This window comes from Streptomyces sp. NPDC029836, assembly GCF_055574495.1.
The window spans coordinates 222,569-238,148 of the sequence record NZ_JBVHZI010000009.1; the positions used below are offsets into that span (position 1 = coordinate 222,569).

The window sequence follows — 15,580 nt, forward strand, 5'->3', positions numbered from 1 at the left end:
GAACGGCGTGCGTGCCCCGGGTGGCACCGGGCCTCAGTACTCCTCGTCCGGGTAGTTCCAGTCCACCACCACGGTCGCCGCGGGCGCCGCCTCCTTCGCGTACCAGGCCAGGGACTCCTCGAACTTCGGGCGCCACAGGTAGGAGCGGCTCACGATGAGGGGGAAGTCGGTGTCCCCCACGACGAACCAGGCTCCGTCCGCCCCCTCCACGGCCAGCCGGACCTGGTCGGCGATGCGCTCTTCCCCCAGCAGTTCCTTGAGCTCCGCGAGGACCGCCTGCGCCTGCGCCTCGTCGGCGACGTTCGACACCCGGAAACTGAATTCGATGTTCACTGACATGCCGGGCAGGCTAATCGATCGCTTTCGGTCCCGGCGGAGACGGGGCACCGGAGGGCGGCCGCGAGGACGCCGGGGCCGGGGGTCAACGGACGTGGGGTGCCCGGTGGGTGAGGTGGCTCATGCGCAGGCGTAGGTCGATTTCGTAGGGGGCGGCGGCCGTTTCGGCTTCCGAGGTGAGTGCGGTGAGCGCCGCGACGACGGTGTCGGGGGTGGTTTCGGGCTCCAGCCAGACGCGCGCCCGCACGTGCAGGTGCCGGCGGCGGACGTGGATGCGCGTGCGGCAGCGGCTGACGCCGTCGATGGTCAGGGCCCGTTCGGCGAGTGCCTTCTCCAGGGCGCGGGTGCGCAGTGATCCTCCCGCCGCGGCCAGGGGCAGTCGGGGGCGGCGGCGGATGCGGAGCTGGGCGATGAGCCACCAGCCGAGTGCGAGGGTCGCGAGCACCCCGACCGCGGTGACGGTGGGGGTCCACCAGGGATGGGTGCGGAGCTCGGCGAGGGCCGCACGGTCGAGAAGGGGCGCGTCGGGTGGCGCGGGCCAACCGGAGGGGACGTGTTCGGCCACAGAGGTGTGGGCGGAGGCGATCCACCCTCCGCCGAGCAGGAGCGTGAGGCCGACGGCGGCGAGGACGGTTCGGTTGGCGGCGGTACGGGGCGGGGTCATCCGGCGTGGCCCTTCGGCTCGTCGGGGGTGTTGTCGGTCTCGGGCGGTGGGCTCTGCCAGGTCGGCTCCGGGGTCACGGACACCCTGCCTCGCGGTGTGCGGCGCAGCCGGCAGCCGGACAGGATCCGGTCGGTCGCGGCGGTGGCCTGCCGGAGTGCTTCCTGCTGGTCGCCGAAGGCCAGTCCGGCGCGGACGGTCAGGCGTCGGCGCCCGGCACGAACCCGAACCGTCTCGATGCCGGGGACGTCGTGGACGGCGCCGCGGACCAGCTCGGCCACCGTGGAACGGTCCACGGCCACGTTGTGGCGCGGTGTCGGGCCGCTGACGGTGAGCCGGCCCCTCCGTCCGGGTGTGAGGGCCTGTGCGAGCAGCCACAGGCCGACGACCGCTCCGACCGCCGCGCCGACGGTCACCCCGAGGTCGCCGAAGCGGTGTGCGGCGAACCAGTCGACGATGTGCAGGCGCCACGCGGCAGCGCGGTGCCCGCCGGCGTGGACCCGGATCACGTCGACGGTCACGGTGGCGCACGCGGCGGCGGCGAGCAGGACGAGCACGGCCGTCGGGGCGCGTCTGGCGGACCACCACCGGCGCGGGCCACGGGCCGGCGGGCGGTCGTCCGTCGTCAACGGGTCGGGTGCCACGGGTGCGGCGCCCTGCGCGCTGAGTCGGGTGACGGCCAAGCGGGGCGGGGCGATCTCCAGTCCGGTCAGTTCCCGAGTGCGCTCGGCGACGTGCTGCTGCACGCGTCGGGCCGCTTCCGACAGCGGAGTCGGGTAGGGCAGCGCCACGTGGAGGGCCACGTCGGCCGTGCGTCCGTGGACGTGCGCCGAGCCCGTGGCCGTACCCGCCGACGGGGCGGGCAGTACTTCCGAGGCCGCCTTCTCGGCGATCCTGCGTACGGCCTTGTCCGCGATGGTGGTCGTCCCGCGGCCGGCGGCCCCGGTCACCGCCGGCTCCGCTCGAACATCTGCCGCAGTTCGTGCGGCTGTCCGCCGGCGTCCAGCCAGGCCCCGGCCGCGTATCCGGCCCCGCCCAGGAAGGCGACGAGTACGAAGGCGCCGAAGCCTCCGAACCACCCCGCGAACGCGAGGGCCATCCCCGCGGTCATGCCGATGAGGGCTCGGCTCATCTCTTTCCTCCTTGTCCGTGCTCGGTACCGGGGGTACGAGCCGGTGTCGTCGCGCGGAGCGGGTCCTCGCGCGCAGGGGTGGGTTGCGAACGGTGTTACTCGACGCGGCCCTCGCCGGCGGCCGTGTGGTGGTCGTCCTCGGGGAGGTGGACGTCGTTGATGGCGATGTTGACCTCGACGACCTCCAGACCGGTGATGCGCTCGACGGCACCGATGACGTTCTCGCGGACGTCCGCGGCGACCTCGGTGACGCTGACGCCGTACTCGACGACGAGGTCCAGGTCGATGGCGGTCTGTCGTTCCCCCACCTCGACCTTCACGCCACGGCCGATGTTCGGACGGCCACCCGGCACCCGGTCGCGGACCGCGCCGAGCGTTCGGGACAGGCCGCCACCCATGTCGTGGACGCCGGGGATCTCCCGCGCGGCGATGCCCGCCACCTTGACCACGACCACGTCGGCGATGGAGGTCTTCCCGCGCGTGCCGGCCGGTTCGTCCGTGCCCGGCTTGCCGAGGGCGATGTCGGTCGTGCCGGCGCCCGCCCGGTCGTTCTGCGGGGCGGAGGCGCGCGGGGACGAGGGGATCAACTGCTGAGTGGTCATGCTCCGTAGGTCCTCTCCGTGGGCGCCGCCGGATGCGGCGCGCTGTGTGGTCTCACTTCCATGGACACCGGCCGGCGGCCGTTGTGACGCACCGGATCGAAATCCGCCCGTTCCTTGTTTCCGGGCGCGGTCGGCGGCGACGTGATGTCCGCCCTTCCGATTCCGACTGTTTCCGCCTGTTGTCTCCCTGATTACGAAGATGTCGGCGGGGCACCCGGGTACCGCGGGTGAGGATGCAGTGACCCGGAGCTGCCGGCTCCTGATCACCCGCCGCGCGCCGTGTCCGCCGGGTGCGGCGGGGACGGGCGGGGGCGGGCCGTACACCGGATGGACACCGTGACGAAGGGAGCCGCCCGATGGCGGGGACACTGACGAGGGCGCCGGACGACGGCACGAGGGCCGGCGATGACGCCCTGCTGGCGGTACGCGCCGCTGAAGGCGATGACGAGGCCTTCGCCGTCCTGGTCCGTCGTCACGTGCCGGCCTTGGTCCGCCTGGCCACCGGGCTGCTGGGCGATCGCGCGGAAGCGGAGGACGCGGTCCAGGACGCCCTGATCAGCGCCTGGCGCAAGCTGCCCGAGTTCCGTGGCCGGTCCTCGTTCGGGACGTGGGTGTACCGCATCGTCACGAACCGCTGTCTGAACGTCCTGCGCGCCCGTAGACCCCAGGCTCGGCTGGAGGAGGCTTCGGAGGTGAGCGCCCCGGAGCACAGCGTCGCCCCCGACCGGATCGCCGAGGCGCGTGCCGCCGTCACGGATCTCCACCATGCGCTCGCCGACCTCTCGGCCGAGCAGCGGACCTGCTGGGTGTTGAGAGAACTGGACGATCATTCCTACACTTTCATCGCGGAAACGGTCGGCATCACCGAGCAGGCCGTCCGCGCCCGCGTCTTTCGCGCCCGACGCCAACTCACCGACGCCTTGGGGGCCTGGCGATGACCACAAGCACCCACCCGCCTTCCTCCCCGCCGCCCGGACCGGACGACGAACGACTGCCCTGCGGACGGCTCCTCTCGCAGGCCTGGGCCGCCTGGGAGGACGGCGCCACCGACCCCCGCCACGCCACGTGCCCGTCCTGCGCCCGCGCCGCCGCGGAACTCGAACAGCTCGAAACGGCGGTACGGGGACTGCGCGGGGCGCGGGGCCCGGCCGACTACGACGCCACCGGCCTGACGGACCGCGTGATGGACATCGTCCGCACCGAGTTGCGGCCCGGACGCCCCCTGCCCCTGGGCGCCCCCGAGGAAGCCATGTGGATCACCGAATCGGCGGCCGCCCGGGTCCTGCGTACGGCGGCCGAACAGGTTCCCGGAGTACGTTCCGGATCGTGCCGCATCACTCCCGACACGGACGGCGGCCACGTCGCCGTCAGCATGCAGATCCTGGCCCCCATGAGCGCGTCGAACCTGCCGGCCCTGGCGGACGAGGTCCGCCGGAGGGTGCGGGCAGCGGCGGACGGCTCCATCGGGTTGGAGGTCACCGCCATCGACGTCCGCGTCATCGGTTTCGCCGACGCCTCGGGCGGCGGCCCGGGAGGGGGGACACAGTGACGCAGGATCCGCTGGACCAGGCTCTCGCCCGGATCGTGCGCGAGGTACCCGGCGTCGCCTTCCTCACCCCCGGGTTCACCGACCGGCTCCGCACCGCGTTCCAGGGTCCGCAGGCTGCCGCGCGCAGCCCTTCCGGCCTGCGCATCAGCCGCAGCAGGGCCACCGGCCGGTGGGAGATCGACGTACGCGTCGTCACCCTGTCCGGCAGCAGGGCGCTCGACGTCACCCGCGCCACCCGGTCCGCGGTCCTGACCCACCTGCTCGCACACCACTCCCCCGGCACGGCCGGGGCCGCGGTCACCGTGACGGTCACCGGCGTCGTGTGACGGGCGGCGTCATGTGACGGTCGGGGGGACGAAGCGGTTCGGCCGGTCCGGGCCCCTGACCGGCGAGGCACCCAGAGGTGGGTCAGCCCGCGCGAGCGACTCGGCCTTCGCGGCGTCAGCGCCTGCGCAGGCGGCCGGCCCCCGCCCCGCACCTCGCCCCGACCGACGACCCGTCAGGGGGCCGTGAGCCGCATGTGCAGGCGGATGGTCGTTCCGGTGCCCGGCGCCGAGCGGATCTCCACCAGGTCGCACAGTTGGTGGGCCAGCCACAGCCCGCGCCCGCCGTACTGCCCGTTGGGGGGCCGGGTCCTACCGGCCAGGGGATCATCGATGTGGCCGGCGTCGCGGAACTCGCAGACGAAGGTGGAGTCCTGGGTCCAGGTGCGCAGGGTTCCGTGGCCGCCGCCGTGGCGGATGCTGTTGGAGGCGATCTCGGTTGCCGCCAGGAGGAGTTCGTCCAGCCGGGCCTCGGGAAGGTCGGTCTCCGTCGCGCAGGTGGTGATCTTCTCGCGCACGGCGGTGAGACCGCCCCGCTTGTACGTCAGCTCGTCCAACGGCCCACACGGAGCGGTGAGTTCCTCGAAGGTGTAAGGGGCTTGCCGATCGTAGTCCTCGCTCGGCAGGGCGATGCCGTTGCGGCGGATCAGGGGGTGGCAGCGGGCCAGGGCCCGCAGCGAGTCGGAGTCGTCATCGGTGGTGTCATAGGGGCAGAGCAGGGACCAGGCGGCGCTCTGTGCGAAAGCCAGGTTCAGAAGCCATTCGTGGTAGCGCAACTCGGCTGCCTCGGAGGCGGATTGGGCCTGGCGCCAGGCGGACTCGCCGATCCCGCGCAGCGGGCGGCCGTCGGCCGCCTGCCGGGCGATCTCGTCGTGCCACACGGCCAGCAGCCTGCCGGGGTTGCGGCCGGGGGTCGCCGCGTCGAGGAAGGTGATCGACTTGGCGTCGGGGAGTTCGGCGCGCAACAGTGCCTCACGATCGGCGGGCACGGAGATGATCACTCCCTCGCGCGATTCCTGGGCTTCGCGGATGAAGTCGAGGGCGCCGCTGAGGAACTCGTCGTCACCGACGTAGGGGTAGAGCTCGTGACGGAAGCCGTCCTGGGGCCGTACGGAGGTGGTCATGCGAGGACCTCCACCGGGGTTCGGGGTCCGGCGTAGCCGGAGAGGTCCCAGGACAGTTTGACGAGGCGGTTGGCGCCTTCGATGATCACGCGGCGGTCCGGCAGATGGGTCGCGGCGTCGACGAGAGCCCGCATCCCCGCCGCGTCGATCAGCTTGACCTCGTCGAAGCGGAGTCGGATCCGGGACGCGCGCCGGAAAGCCGATCGAAGGACGGTGGCGAATGCGTGTGCCCCATCGGCGTCGATCACTCCAGACACCTTCCAGTCCTCATTTACCAATCTGAACATCTGGAATCCGGGCAGTTCAGGTCGGCTGCCCACGGTCTGCGGGTGTACGCACATCACGGCCTCCCACTCCGCACGGCTCCACGAGCCCGGAAGGTAGGCGCAGACCACGGTGGCGCCGCTGAGGGCCGCCGTCTCGTCGAACCCGAGCTCCTCGTCCACCAGCCCGTCCAAGCCCCGCGCGCCGGGTTCGCGGCACGCCAGGACACGAGTGGTGGGGTAGCCGGCGCTCCTGGCCCGCTGCACCTCGCGGTCCACGGTGAGGGCGAGCGACCCGGGCTCCTGACGCGTGTCGATCATCACGACGGATTCGGGTACGGAGCGCAGTCGACCCACCTCGGTCAGCGACGTCGGGGAACCGACGATCACGAGCCGGTCGCCGTACAGGGTTCCGTCGGCGACGAACGACTCCAAGCCGCCCGTGAGTCCCGGCGCCCCGTCCACCTTCCAGCAGACGTGGTCTCCGGGTACCACCCCGTCCAGTGTCGCCAGGGCCTTCACTGCCCTCACTTCCACTCCTCGCCGCCACACCCGCCGGGACCTGCTCACGATCTCCCAGTCTAGGCCGGTCGTCGGCCCGATCGGAGCGCTCCACGGACGGGACCGCGACCGGGCGCCCCGGCCCCGCGGCGAACCCTGGCCAGGACGACCCCGTACGACCTTGCGTGACGAGCCCACCCGCACGACGGCCAGGCGGTTCGGCGGGCGCCGGGGCACGTAGGAGGAACAGCGCAGCCCGGCCCCGGCGGTACGAAGGAGTGATCCTCGTACCACTCGCCGGAGACGGTGTCTCTTCGAGGACGTCGCGCAGCGGTTCGACGCCGAGGCCGGGGCCGGGGCCGGGGCCGGGGCCGGGGCCGGTGGGGACGTCGAGGTGGCCGTCCTCGTCGAGGACGAACGGCTCGGTGGTGTCGGTGGCGAAGTACCGGCTGCAGCCGGAGGTGTCGCCGGGCAGCGTGCGGCCGGGCAGGCCGGCGAGGGCGACGTTCGCGTCGCGGCCGATGCCGGTTTCCGGCATGCCTCCGCACCGGACGGGGATGCCGTGGGCGTGGGCGAGGTCGTGGATCCGGCGGGCTTCGAGGTAGCCGCCGACTCGGGCGGGTCTGACGTTGATGACGGGGCAGGCGCCGAGGGAGATCGCGGCCGCGGCGTCTGCGGCGGACTCGATGGACTCGTCCGGGCAGATGGGTGTGCGCAGGAGTGTGGCGAGTCGGGCGTGCTGGACCATGTCGTCGTTGGCGAGGGGTTGTTCGATCAGGAGGAGATCGAAGGCCTCAACCCCGCCACCACGCTGGAGGACGTCCAGGAGATTCTGGACACCACGCGCTGACCATCAGGCACGAGCGGCCACGGCGGGGCCGACGAGACCCCTGCGCACACGTTGGCTACGACAGGACGGTGAGGAGGGCGGCCACGACGGTGACCGCGCACATGGCGACCATCCAGCCGCTCCCCGGACCCACCATGTCGCCGCCGCCGTCCCCTGCCCCGTCGGGGCCCGCTCCCCCGAGGTCGCGGCACCACGGGCACGTCTCACCGTGCACGAGGGCATCCCGCCACACCTCACCGTCGAGCGACGCCCGCGCGAACAGCCTTCCGTCTTCATCCACGCCAGGAACAACGCCGCGGCATCGCGGGCGTCACCCCCGACACCCGATCCGAGACCCAACCGACATCAAAGTGGGGCCTGTTGAGCTACCCGACTGGTTACCCGGGGGCTCCGGGAGCGAGCCCCCCGGTGATGGCCCGCCCCCCGCCTCGTGCCCGGAGCAAGGTTCGACCGTCGCCCACCTCGGCGGCCGGCCGAACCGGGCTCAGACCGGGTCGGGTTCGGAGCCGGACGCCAACCTCGTGGCCGAGGTGACCGCGACGGCCGCGGCCAGGGGATCACGGGCCGGGCGGCCCAGCAGGTCGGTGAGGTCGGGAGAGGTCCCGTCCAGGAAGCCGTGCCGGATGCCGGTGGCGATCGAGGCGAGCATCGGCGGCTGGAACGGCAGCAACCCCGGCGTCCCGTTCAGAAGCCGATGCCGATATTCACCCAAGTCAATCGTCCGGTGCGGGACTTCGAGCCGGTCGGCCACCTGCGCCGCCGTGATCGGCGTCCCGACGAGTTCATGAACGCGCCCGCTGTGCCGAGCCGGATCCGCCGCGACGAGCGCCGCCGCATCGGCGAGATCCTCTCGCGCGACCGCTGCCAGTGCGCCGTCACCGAACGCCGACTCCAAGCCGTCGTCGGTCCACGTCAGGAGAGCGCCGAAGAGTTCGGCGTAGAGCCCGTTGCGCAGGATCGTCCACGGCAGGCCGCTCCCCCGCACCAGACGCTCGGTCGCGCGATGGGCGAGCGCGAAACCGAGGTGGTCGCCGGCGCCGGTCAGGCTCGTCTGGACGACGTGGCGGACGCCGTCCCTGACGGCGGCGTCCAGGACCGACGCGTGCCGTCCGATCACCCGGTCGTCCTCGCCGTACCCGGCGGAGATCAGCACTAGCGTGGACACGCCCTCCAGGTCGAGGCTTTCAAAATCATCGAAGTCGAGACGCCGCATCCCCTCGACCGGCGTGCGGCTGCCGCCCTCCGCGACGACGCCACGCGTACGCAGCGCCGCGAGCGTGGCCCTGCCGAGGTTCCCGCTCGCTCCGGTCACCAGGATCATGTTCCCTCACCGTCTTCCGTCGTGGCCCTCATCAGCACCTTCGTCCATGCCTACGCTTGAATCCTTGACCGCGGGCCCACCGGCTACAAGAAGGCAGTTCGATGTCACTCACGCACACCGGGGTAACCACCACCCCCGCCGACCTCGACCCCTGCGGACGCGAGGACCACCCGGACTGCGGGATCCGCGATGTCCAGGACCGGCTCGGAGACAAGTGGTCGGTGCTCGTGATCGTCGAACTGGCCACCGGGCCACGCAGGTTCCGCGAACTGCAACGCGCCCTCGACGGCATATCCCAGCGCATGCTCACCCTCACCGTGCGCAGGCTCGAACGGGACGGCCTCGTAGTGCGTACCGTCTACCCGACCGTGCCGGCCCAGGTCGACTACCGGCTGACCGGGACCGGAGCGGACCTGACCCACCTCGTCAAGGCCCTTGCCGACTGGTCCCTCGCCCACCGCGCCGACATCGCCGAGGCGCGGGACACCTACGACCGGGCCCACCCCGACCATGACATCCGCTGACGATGCCTCTCCCCACTCCGGACGTGGCCGGGGCCGCGTGGTCATCGCAGCGCGCCTCACCGACTCGTGTCCGGGTGGTGGACGTTGAGGTCGCCGTACGCCGACAACGCGCGGGACAGGTCGATTCGTTCGTGCCGCAGGGTGGAGTCGAGGAACGCGAGAGTGGCCGCGGCGACGACGCGCGGGCTCTCGGTGCGGCCCAGGGAACCGACCAGGGCGGGCACCGGCGGCAGGTACAGGGGGCCGTCCGTGAAGGTGAGGTGCGCGGCTCCTGGAAGGGTGAGCCGGTAGCTCGTCGCGGTGCCGCGATCGAGGACCTCGGTGAGGCGGGGTAGGTAGCGCGGGTCGGTCTGCGGGCCGACGGCTTGGGTGAGCGCGAGCGCCGGCTGGTGGAACGGGCGCGCGCCGGGGTCGCGGGGGTAGCCGTCCAGGTTGATGACGGCGGCGAACCGGGCGTCCTGGCCCGCTGCTTGCAGGGCGGCGCCACCACCGAGCGAATGACCGGTCACCGCGGCCCGATCGACGTCCAGCCGTCCGGTCAGGGGGCCCGCGATCTCACCCCGGTCCACACGTCCCAGCTGGGTGAGGACGAAACTGAGGTCGGCGGCCCGAACTGCCGTCGTCGCGACGGCCCTTCTGTTGTCCTCGTCGTCGTCGCCGGTGGCGGAGATCCTGGTACGGATCGTGCGGCCGTCGGCGAGGACGACGGCAGCGGAGTCGTACGGGTGGTCGAGGGCGACGACCGCATAGCCGTGGCCGGCCAGTTCCTCCGCCCATGCGGTGTTCTGGGTCCGCACTCCGCCAAGACCCGGTGAGAACAGCACGACCGGGAACCGTTCGCCCCCATCGGCCGGCGGGGCGTTGAAGACCGCGTGGGAATGGGCGCGCGGCACACCGTCGAGGAGGAAACCCGGGAGCCCGACGTAGTCCGCGAGGGCGTCCGAAACGGTACGCGCCTCCTGCTGCGTGCGGCCGAGGTAGGGGGCCCGCCGCGCGCCTGCGGGACTCTTCGCGGCGGGGTACCAGAGCTGAACCACCACCGTGCGCCGGTCGTCGGGTTCGGCAGTGGCGGCCTCGGCTCGGTTCGGGTCGGTCCACTGCATCACGCGGGTGCCGACGGCGAACCGGCCCGTCGGCTCGGGGAACACGGGTACGGGGCAAGCCCAAGCGGCCAGCGGGCCCGCCCCGATCAGGCCTGTGCAGAACGCCGTTCCGGGCAACGCCAACCACCAGCGGGCCCGCCGCACCGGCCGCCCGGGACGGCGTCGCACCACAGGAGGCACGGCGAACGCCGCGGCGAGGACGGCCCCCGCCAACACCGGCAACATCTGCCAGCGGAGGCCCACCACGCCCAACACGCCTACGGACAGCACGAAACCCGTGCCTGCCGCGATGGCGACGGGGCGACGCGTGGCGGGGGCGAGCCAACGCACCGCCACCAGCGCGACGGCGCTGAGCGAGGCCAGGATTTCCAGGGGGGACATGTGCAGTCCCGTGATGAGTTCGGTCACCCGGCCATCCTGGCCACGGAGTTGGTGCGAACGCATCGGTCCCGGGTCGTCGTCGCGTACCACCGAAGTCGCAGTCCGGGCCGTCCCCTGTGCGACCGAAGTCGCAAGGTGGTAGACGGTCAAGCCCTGGGTCGTGCGCTACGCCCTCGCCCCCACGGTCCTTGTCAGCGGCCGGGAGCGCGCGCTGCGGGGGCCGTCGTGTTCGTGTCGCCGGATCGGCCCTGCGCGGCCAGGACCTGGCCGAAGGCATCGGGCTCCATGAAGTGCAGCGGGTCGTTCGGGGAGTGCTTCCGCTGCCCTTCGGGGACCGGGGCTCCGTCGGCCTGAGCGGGAGTCGCGCCCACGAGGGCGGCGACGGTGAGGGCGGTGAGTGCGAGGAGTTGCTTCATGACGTGGTCAACGCGCCGGGGCGCCGATCGACACTGTCCGCGGATTGCGGCCCCGCCCATCTCCTCGACGGCATCGGCTCCGCGCGTACTCGGCGGCATGTTCTGGCCCGTCTCCCCGGCCCGGTCCGTCTATCTCCGCCGCCCGCCGGGTAGCCACCAGGGCGCGGCCGGCCCCACCACGTCGCGCCTCATCCACCGCAGGGAGATGCCATGACCTTGTCCGACCGCTACCGCACCGCCTGGGACGGCTTCTGGGAGCAGAGTTCCGGCGAGCCGGGCGAAGCCTTCTGGGACGCGGATCCGGCCCTGACGGCGCGGCGCGACCTCGACCACCTCGCCCCGTACGCCGACCACTCGCTCCCGATCGCGGACCTCGGGTGCGGCAACGGCACCCAGACCCGTTTCCTCGCCACCCGCTTCGCCCGCGCCGTCGGCGTCGACCTGTCCGCCGCCGCCGTCGCCCACGCCCGCCGCGCCGACCCGGACGGTTCCGCCGCGTACGAACAGCTCGACCTCGCCGACGCGGCCCAGGCCGACGCCCTGTACGGACGCCTCGGCGATACGAACGTCTACATGCGGGCGGTCCTGCACCAGAGCGACCCCGAGGACCGCCCCGCGGTGACCGCCGCGGTCGCGCGGCTGGTCGGCGCGCACGGCCGCGCCCTCGTCCTGGAGCCGACCGGCGAAGCCAAACAAGTGATCGCCGCCATCGCCGAGCAGCCCGGCGGGCCCTCCCCCAAACTGCGCCGCGTCAAGGAGCACGACCTGCGGCCCGGCGAGGTCGCCGAGGGTGAGGTCGCCGCCCTGCTGCGCGCGGCCGGTCTCACCGTCCTCGACGAAGGCACGACGGCCCTGGCCATGAGCGAGACCCGCCCCGACGGATCCCCGGTGGAACTACCGGCCCGCTGGTTCGTCGCCGGCCGCCCCTGACGGGACGCCCTCCGGTGGCCGTGCCCGGTACGTCCGGCACCTTGGCGCGGCCACCGGTCGTATCCGGCGCCGCCCGGCGGGTGGTCGCGCGCGCCGAGGCGTTAGACGCCGGCTCAGCCGCCCTGGCCCGCGGGCGCCGCGGCCAATTCGGCCCTCCGCGTGGCGCGCAGGCACGCACTCCTCGACGGCTGCCTGCACGGCGTACCGGCCGCCCGCGCGGAGGAACGGCCGGTACGGAACGGTGCGATGGTGACGGGCAGGCGTGATGTCGCGGGGGCAAAGCGGCGTCGGGGCTCCCGTACGGCTCAGCCGAGGACCGCGGTCACTTCCCGGCGGGTCGCCTCCGACAGGAGCGGGGTCCAGCGCGTGAAGAGGGCGAGCAGGTCCGCCCCGTTCCGCTCACGGAAGGACGCGTTCACCTTGGCCAGGTCCAGTTCGTTGGCCACCGTGAGCTCGGCGAAGTCGCGGCGCCGCTGCAGGGACGGGGTGAACTCGTCACCGGTGAAACGGTCCCTGAACCTCACCGACGCCTCGTCGAGAGCGGCGAGGGTGGGGTAGGAGGCCTTGCGGTCACAGCTGGCGTAGAAGTAGACGAGCTCTTCCGCCTCCGTACCGATCGCCTCGGCGAGACGGGCGCGCTCGGAGAGTTCCAGGAGGGCCAGGGGCAGCCCGTCCGTGCCGTAGAAGGCGTGGCAGAGGGCCGCGGTCCGCAGTACGGGGCGTCCGCCCCACGCGGCGAGCAGCGCCTCGACGCGCAGCAGGTGGGTCAGGAGCGTGCCGCCGGAGTGCTTGGTGGTCTCGGCTCCCAACTCCTTGAGCAGGGCTATCGCCGGCGAGTCGGTGGGCGTGTCGTCGCTGTGCATCATGGTCCCATCATGGCGAGCCCGCGCACGTACGCCGGGACCGGCATGCGGACGCCGGGCCCCTTTTCGCCCGGCCGGGGTGACGATCAACGGGCGAACTCGCACGGGCCGGGCAGCGTGACCGTCACGGGCCCGTGCTCGAAGGTGTCCATCACCAGCCACTCGTCCAGCTCGGGGTCGTAGAGGTTCTGGACACCGAACTGCAGCACCTGCCAGAAGGTGCCCCGGTTGTGCTCGTCGACGTGGATGTCGCCCAGTGCGAGCGGCAGGCGCGGGTAATTGACGGGGGGCAGTTGCGGGAGGACCACGCCCACCCGCCAGTGGTTGACGTGCCGTTGGGGGGTGCGCCGCAGGGTCTCCCGGCCGACGAAACGGGAGTTCTCGAATCCCCGGTTCAGGTCCTCCAGGTCGGAGTGCGGGATACGGGAGCAGGCGTGTTCGTTCAGGCCGGGCCATGTGCAGGTCAGCGTGTGGAGCGATTCCGAAACCGAGGGCCTGCTCACCCTGGAGCCGAACGGCCGACCCGCGGCAGGGACACGTCGGAGGTCCCTGTTCACGTGCCATCACGGCATCCTGATGTAATAATCACTGCACCTGTTCATCTATTACCATCTCGGGGGAACCTTGCCTTTCGCTCATCCGATCGAGGCCGCACGAGCATGGGTCCATGGTTGGACCGCTTCGCGCGGCGCGGCCGAACCCGTGTCCCATGCCTGGGGTTACACCGTCGACGTCGGCCTCACCGGGCACGTCATGCGCCATGTCCTGCACTCCGCGGACGAGGCGACCGTCCGCGGCCTCACCGAGCACGCCACCGTGCCGGGCATCTGGTTGAAGGCCCTCGTTCCGCCGGACACCCTCGAATCCTGGCTCGCCCCCGGCTGGCACCTCGCCGGCGGCCTCGGCTACCTGATGGCCGCCCCGTTCACCGGCCCCCACACCCGGTCCCCGGATGGACCGCCCGCCGGGTACCGGCTGACGACCTGGACCCGTGACGGCGTGACCCGCGTTCTGGTGCGCACCGCCGAGGGCGCTTTCGCCGCGCGCGGTCAGGTCGCCGTCACCGCTCTCGGCGCCGTCGTCGACCAGGTGGAAACCGATCCGGCCCACCAACGCCGCGGCCTGGGTCGCCTGGTGATGCGCGAACTCACCGCGACGGCCGCCGAGCAGGGCGCCACCGCCGGTGTGTTGGGCGCGACTCCGGACGGCCGAGCCCTCTACGAGACGATGGGCTGGCGTTCACTGGCCCCGCTGACCGGCGCCGTACGGGATCCGGGCCGGTCGGCGGATGCGACCGTCGGGGCGCCGGGTGGTCACGAGGCCGCGCCCGTGGAAGGGACCGCGCTCCGCCTCCGGCCGGTGCGGTGAGGGTCTGCGTGCCGACGACGGACAGCAGTCGCAGCCGCTCGTGGCTCTCGGTGCCGGGGACGGACCCGGGCGGCCCTCCGGCCGAACAGGAGCTCTACGGTCGGCTGCGCAGCGTCGACGAGGCGCGGCGCATGTGGCGGATCTCGGCGGAACTGACCGGAGTTGGCATCCCGGAGTAGCGGCGGGCCGGGTCCAGAACGGTGGCGCGTGGCCATCCGACGGGCAGGGCCTCGGGCCACGCCCGTCGGTACGGTCACGGCACGGCGGGGGTGTTACCTGCCGGTCGTACCGGGGCTCCCGCCAAGGGATTGCTGGTGGAGGTCCGAGTAGGTGGGGGTGTCCTTGATCAGGTCGTCGCAGAAGGCGGCGACGTCACGGCCGATGAGTTCCAGGACTCCCTTGCCGGCGACGACGCCCTCTTCGAAGAACTCGACGATCCCGGGCAGCAAGGGCCCGTCGGCCAGGTCGACCGGCCCGACCTTGAACAGGTACCGCTGCAGTTCCTTGTACACGATCCGGTAGTCCGGCGGGAGCGCCCTGACCCGTGCCGTGTGCGCCCGCCACTGCTTCTTGCCCTCGATGATGTCCTGGATGCTCACGTCAGCCTCCCAGCCGGCTCAGTTTCCGCGCGACGTTCCGGTTCAACTGCTCCCGCCACCGGTCGCGATGGGTGCGGGCCCCCTCACCTCCGGCCAGCGCCGCGCAGAAGCCCCGGACATCGTCGCCGAGCACCTCCTGCACGTTCTGCCCGTCCGCCGCCGTTTCCTCCAGCAGCCCCAGGGCCGCGTCGAGGATCGGCATCAGGTTGCGGCCGGTGAAGTCCGCGTGGGGCAACAGGTGGACCTTGATCTGCTCCCATGCGGCCCGGTGATCGTCCGGCAGGGTCTGCGCCCGGGCTTCGAGCGCCTTCCATTCCCTGCTGAGATCGCTCCCCGTGATGGTCTCCCAGAAGTTCATCTCCCGCCCTCCTTCAGCTTGTTGATGCGTGATGAGACGTACTGCCACTTCGCCCAGAACCTCGCGAGTTCCTCGCGTCCGGCCTCGTTGAGCGCGTAGAACTTGCGCGGCGGACCCACCCCGGACGGCCGCCTCGCCACCTGGACCAGCCCGTTCTTCTCGAGCCGCAGCAGGATCGTGTACACCGTCCCCTCGACGACGTCGGCGAAGCCGAGCTCGTTCAGCCGGCGGGTGATGGCATATCCGTAGGTTTCCTCGCCGCCGATGATCTCCAGCACGCACCCTTCGAGCGTGCCCTTCAACATCTCCGTCAGGTCGTCCATCGCGGTCCCTCCTCAACCCCCTTAGTACTCCGTGCCACCGAGTACCACTACAC

At 72.1% G+C, this 15,580-nt stretch carries 23 protein-coding genes and 1 pseudogene; 7 read left to right on the forward strand and 17 right to left on the reverse strand.

Features of this window, described 5'->3' with window-relative positions; all coding sequences use genetic code 11:
- Window positions 1–33: 33 nt before the first annotated feature.
- From ACZ4XJ_RS25440 to ACZ4XJ_RS25460, 5 genes are all read right to left on the reverse strand, one after another.
- The gene (locus tag ACZ4XJ_RS25440) at window positions 34–339 is read right to left on the reverse strand and encodes a hypothetical protein (protein WP_468497478.1); all 306 of its coding nucleotides are present in this window, start codon (window positions 337–339) and stop codon (window positions 34–36) included.
- Between the two features lie 82 nt (window positions 340–421).
- Window positions 422–1,000 (reverse strand): Asp23/Gls24 family envelope stress response protein, encoded by a 579-nt coding sequence (locus ACZ4XJ_RS25445; RefSeq protein ID WP_468497479.1) that lies wholly within the window; start codon window positions 998–1,000, stop codon window positions 422–424.
- The gene (locus ACZ4XJ_RS25450; protein ID WP_468497480.1) at window positions 997–1,947 is read right to left on the reverse strand and encodes a DUF6286 domain-containing protein; all 951 of its coding nucleotides are present in this window, start codon (window positions 1,945–1,947) and stop codon (window positions 997–999) included. Before ACZ4XJ_RS25450 ends, ACZ4XJ_RS25445 begins: the two co-directional genes overlap by 4 nt.
- Complete coding sequence (locus ACZ4XJ_RS25455; RefSeq protein ID WP_362876100.1) at window positions 1,944–2,129, reverse strand: hypothetical protein; 186 nt, start codon at window positions 2,127–2,129, stop codon at window positions 1,944–1,946. The genes ACZ4XJ_RS25450 and ACZ4XJ_RS25455 overlap by 4 nt, the downstream gene beginning before the upstream one ends.
- A 95-nt stretch (window positions 2,130–2,224) precedes the next feature.
- Window positions 2,225–2,731 carry an Asp23/Gls24 family envelope stress response protein gene (locus tag ACZ4XJ_RS25460; RefSeq protein ID WP_362876101.1) on the reverse strand — a complete coding sequence of 169 codons (507 nt, stop codon included), beginning with the start codon at window positions 2,729–2,731 and terminating at the stop codon, window positions 2,225–2,227.
- Window positions 2,732–3,087: 356 nt separating this feature from the next.
- On the opposite strand from ACZ4XJ_RS25460, the gene ACZ4XJ_RS25465 reads away from it, so the two are divergent.
- From ACZ4XJ_RS25465 to ACZ4XJ_RS25475, 3 genes are read left to right on the forward strand one after another with little or no spacing between them, the layout of a single operon-like run.
- Window positions 3,088–3,669, forward strand: coding sequence for an RNA polymerase sigma factor (locus ACZ4XJ_RS25465; protein ID WP_362876102.1), 582 nt, complete (start codon window positions 3,088–3,090; stop codon window positions 3,667–3,669).
- Complete coding sequence (locus tag ACZ4XJ_RS25470; RefSeq protein WP_468497481.1) at window positions 3,666–4,280, forward strand: Asp23/Gls24 family envelope stress response protein; 615 nt, start codon at window positions 3,666–3,668, stop codon at window positions 4,278–4,280. The genes ACZ4XJ_RS25465 and ACZ4XJ_RS25470 overlap by 4 nt, the downstream gene beginning before the upstream one ends.
- Entirely contained in the window at window positions 4,277–4,606 is a 330-nt protein-coding gene (locus ACZ4XJ_RS25475) for an Asp23/Gls24 family envelope stress response protein (RefSeq protein WP_468497482.1), read from the forward strand. Before ACZ4XJ_RS25470 ends, ACZ4XJ_RS25475 begins: the two co-directional genes overlap by 4 nt.
- 173 nt (window positions 4,607–4,779) lie before the next feature.
- On the opposite strand, the gene ACZ4XJ_RS25480 is transcribed toward ACZ4XJ_RS25475, so the two are convergent.
- From ACZ4XJ_RS25480 to ACZ4XJ_RS25500, 5 genes and pseudogenes are all read right to left on the reverse strand, one after another.
- Complete coding sequence (locus ACZ4XJ_RS25480) at window positions 4,780–5,727, reverse strand: anti-sigma factor RsbA family regulatory protein (RefSeq protein WP_468497483.1); 948 nt, start codon at window positions 5,725–5,727, stop codon at window positions 4,780–4,782.
- Window positions 5,724–6,521: an MEDS domain-containing protein gene (locus ACZ4XJ_RS25485; RefSeq protein ID WP_362876106.1), complete on the reverse strand. Its 798-nt coding sequence runs from the start codon at window positions 6,519–6,521 to the stop codon at window positions 5,724–5,726. The genes ACZ4XJ_RS25480 and ACZ4XJ_RS25485 overlap by 4 nt, the downstream gene beginning before the upstream one ends.
- Window positions 6,522–6,801: 280 nt before the next feature.
- Window positions 6,802–7,290, reverse strand: a pseudogene (locus tag ACZ4XJ_RS25490) (enolase C-terminal domain-like protein); the annotation flags it as partial.
- 106 nt (window positions 7,291–7,396) lie between these two features.
- A complete protein-coding gene (locus ACZ4XJ_RS25495) occupies window positions 7,397–7,621 on the reverse strand; it encodes a hypothetical protein (protein ID WP_468497484.1) in 225 nt (74 codons plus the stop codon).
- 204 nt (window positions 7,622–7,825) lie between these two features.
- Entirely contained in the window at window positions 7,826–8,662 is an 837-nt protein-coding gene (locus tag ACZ4XJ_RS25500) for an NAD(P)H-binding protein (protein WP_468497485.1), read from the reverse strand.
- Window positions 8,663–8,763: 101 nt separating this feature from the next.
- Here ACZ4XJ_RS25500 and ACZ4XJ_RS25505 point away from each other — a divergent pair, with 101 nt between their 5' ends.
- A complete protein-coding gene (locus ACZ4XJ_RS25505) occupies window positions 8,764–9,186 on the forward strand; it encodes a winged helix-turn-helix transcriptional regulator (RefSeq protein WP_468497486.1) in 423 nt (140 codons plus the stop codon).
- Window positions 9,187–9,242: 56 nt separating this feature from the next.
- On the opposite strand, the gene ACZ4XJ_RS25510 is transcribed toward ACZ4XJ_RS25505, so the two are convergent.
- Both ACZ4XJ_RS25510 and ACZ4XJ_RS25515 read right to left on the reverse strand, forming a co-directional pair.
- The gene (locus tag ACZ4XJ_RS25510) at window positions 9,243–10,697 is read right to left on the reverse strand and encodes an alpha/beta hydrolase family protein (protein WP_468497487.1); all 1,455 of its coding nucleotides are present in this window, start codon (window positions 10,695–10,697) and stop codon (window positions 9,243–9,245) included.
- A 164-nt stretch (window positions 10,698–10,861) separates the two neighbouring features.
- The gene (locus ACZ4XJ_RS25515; RefSeq protein ID WP_468497488.1) at window positions 10,862–11,086 is read right to left on the reverse strand and encodes a hypothetical protein; all 225 of its coding nucleotides are present in this window, start codon (window positions 11,084–11,086) and stop codon (window positions 10,862–10,864) included.
- A gap of 210 nt (window positions 11,087–11,296) precedes the next feature.
- On the opposite strand from ACZ4XJ_RS25515, the gene ACZ4XJ_RS25520 reads away from it, so the two are divergent.
- Window positions 11,297–12,016, forward strand: coding sequence for a class I SAM-dependent methyltransferase (locus ACZ4XJ_RS25520; RefSeq protein ID WP_362876111.1), 720 nt, complete (start codon window positions 11,297–11,299; stop codon window positions 12,014–12,016).
- Between the two features lie 305 nt (window positions 12,017–12,321).
- Here the strand turns inward: ACZ4XJ_RS25520 and ACZ4XJ_RS25525 are convergent, their stop codons facing one another.
- The gene (locus ACZ4XJ_RS25525) at window positions 12,322–12,882 is read right to left on the reverse strand and encodes a DUF6817 domain-containing protein (protein WP_468497489.1); all 561 of its coding nucleotides are present in this window, start codon (window positions 12,880–12,882) and stop codon (window positions 12,322–12,324) included.
- An 83-nt stretch (window positions 12,883–12,965) separates the two neighbouring features.
- Entirely contained in the window at window positions 12,966–13,382 is a 417-nt protein-coding gene (locus ACZ4XJ_RS25530; protein WP_468497490.1) for a hypothetical protein, read from the reverse strand.
- 199 nt (window positions 13,383–13,581) lie between these two features.
- On the opposite strand from ACZ4XJ_RS25530, the gene ACZ4XJ_RS25535 reads away from it, so the two are divergent.
- Both ACZ4XJ_RS25535 and ACZ4XJ_RS25540 read left to right on the forward strand, forming a co-directional pair.
- Window positions 13,582–14,247 carry a GNAT family N-acetyltransferase gene (locus ACZ4XJ_RS25535; protein WP_468497491.1) on the forward strand — a complete coding sequence of 222 codons (666 nt, stop codon included), beginning with the start codon at window positions 13,582–13,584 and terminating at the stop codon, window positions 14,245–14,247.
- Window positions 14,248–14,255: 8 nt separating this feature from the next.
- Window positions 14,256–14,426 carry a hypothetical protein gene (locus tag ACZ4XJ_RS25540; RefSeq protein WP_468497492.1) on the forward strand — a complete coding sequence of 57 codons (171 nt, stop codon included), beginning with the start codon at window positions 14,256–14,258 and terminating at the stop codon, window positions 14,424–14,426.
- Window positions 14,427–14,519: 93 nt separating this feature from the next.
- Here the strand turns inward: ACZ4XJ_RS25540 and ACZ4XJ_RS25545 are convergent, their stop codons facing one another.
- Genes ACZ4XJ_RS25545 through ACZ4XJ_RS25555 form a run of 3 tightly spaced genes read right to left on the reverse strand, consistent with a single transcriptional unit; the run spans window position 14,520 to window position 15,527 of the window.
- A complete protein-coding gene (locus ACZ4XJ_RS25545) occupies window positions 14,520–14,846 on the reverse strand; it encodes a DUF1048 domain-containing protein (protein WP_362876114.1) in 327 nt (108 codons plus the stop codon).
- A gap of 1 nt (window position 14,847) precedes the next feature.
- Entirely contained in the window at window positions 14,848–15,204 is a 357-nt protein-coding gene (locus ACZ4XJ_RS25550; protein ID WP_362876115.1) for a DUF1048 domain-containing protein, read from the reverse strand.
- Window positions 15,201–15,527: a PadR family transcriptional regulator gene (locus ACZ4XJ_RS25555; RefSeq protein ID WP_362876116.1), complete on the reverse strand. Its 327-nt coding sequence runs from the start codon at window positions 15,525–15,527 to the stop codon at window positions 15,201–15,203. The genes ACZ4XJ_RS25550 and ACZ4XJ_RS25555 overlap by 4 nt, the downstream gene beginning before the upstream one ends.
- Between the last annotated feature and the right edge of the window lie 53 nt (window positions 15,528–15,580).

Bases quoted from the DNA above. Each gene is read 5' to 3' on its own strand.
- ACZ4XJ_RS25440 (WP_468497478.1), bottom strand. From the start codon at position 339: ATGTCAGTGAACATCGAATTCAGTTTCCGGGTGTCGAACGTCGCCGAC.
- ACZ4XJ_RS25445 (WP_468497479.1), bottom strand. From the start codon at position 1,000: ATGACCCCGCCCCGTACCGCCGCCAACCGAACCGTCCTCGCCGCCGTC.
- ACZ4XJ_RS25455 (WP_362876100.1), bottom strand. From the start codon at position 2,129: ATGAGCCGAGCCCTCATCGGCATGACCGCGGGGATGGCCCTCGCGTTC.
- ACZ4XJ_RS25460 (WP_362876101.1), bottom strand. From the start codon at position 2,731: ATGACCACTCAGCAGTTGATCCCCTCGTCCCCGCGCGCCTCCGCCCCG.
- ACZ4XJ_RS25465 (WP_362876102.1), top strand. From the start codon at position 3,088: ATGGCGGGGACACTGACGAGGGCGCCGGACGACGGCACGAGGGCCGGC.
- ACZ4XJ_RS25470 (WP_468497481.1), top strand. From the start codon at position 3,666: ATGACCACAAGCACCCACCCGCCTTCCTCCCCGCCGCCCGGACCGGAC.
- ACZ4XJ_RS25480 (WP_468497483.1), bottom strand. From the start codon at position 5,727: ATGACCACCTCCGTACGGCCCCAGGACGGCTTCCGTCACGAGCTCTAC.
- ACZ4XJ_RS25500 (WP_468497485.1), bottom strand. From the start codon at position 8,662: ATGATCCTGGTGACCGGAGCGAGCGGGAACCTCGGCAGGGCCACGCTC.
- ACZ4XJ_RS25505 (WP_468497486.1), top strand. From the start codon at position 8,764: ATGTCACTCACGCACACCGGGGTAACCACCACCCCCGCCGACCTCGAC.
- ACZ4XJ_RS25515 (WP_468497488.1), bottom strand. From the start codon at position 11,086: ATGAAGCAACTCCTCGCACTCACCGCCCTCACCGTCGCCGCCCTCGTG.
- ACZ4XJ_RS25520 (WP_362876111.1), top strand. From the start codon at position 11,297: ATGACCTTGTCCGACCGCTACCGCACCGCCTGGGACGGCTTCTGGGAG.
- ACZ4XJ_RS25525 (WP_468497489.1), bottom strand. From the start codon at position 12,882: ATGATGCACAGCGACGACACGCCCACCGACTCGCCGGCGATAGCCCTG.
- ACZ4XJ_RS25550 (WP_362876115.1), bottom strand. From the start codon at position 15,204: ATGAACTTCTGGGAGACCATCACGGGGAGCGATCTCAGCAGGGAATGG.
- ACZ4XJ_RS25555 (WP_362876116.1), bottom strand. From the start codon at position 15,527: ATGGACGACCTGACGGAGATGTTGAAGGGCACGCTCGAAGGGTGCGTG.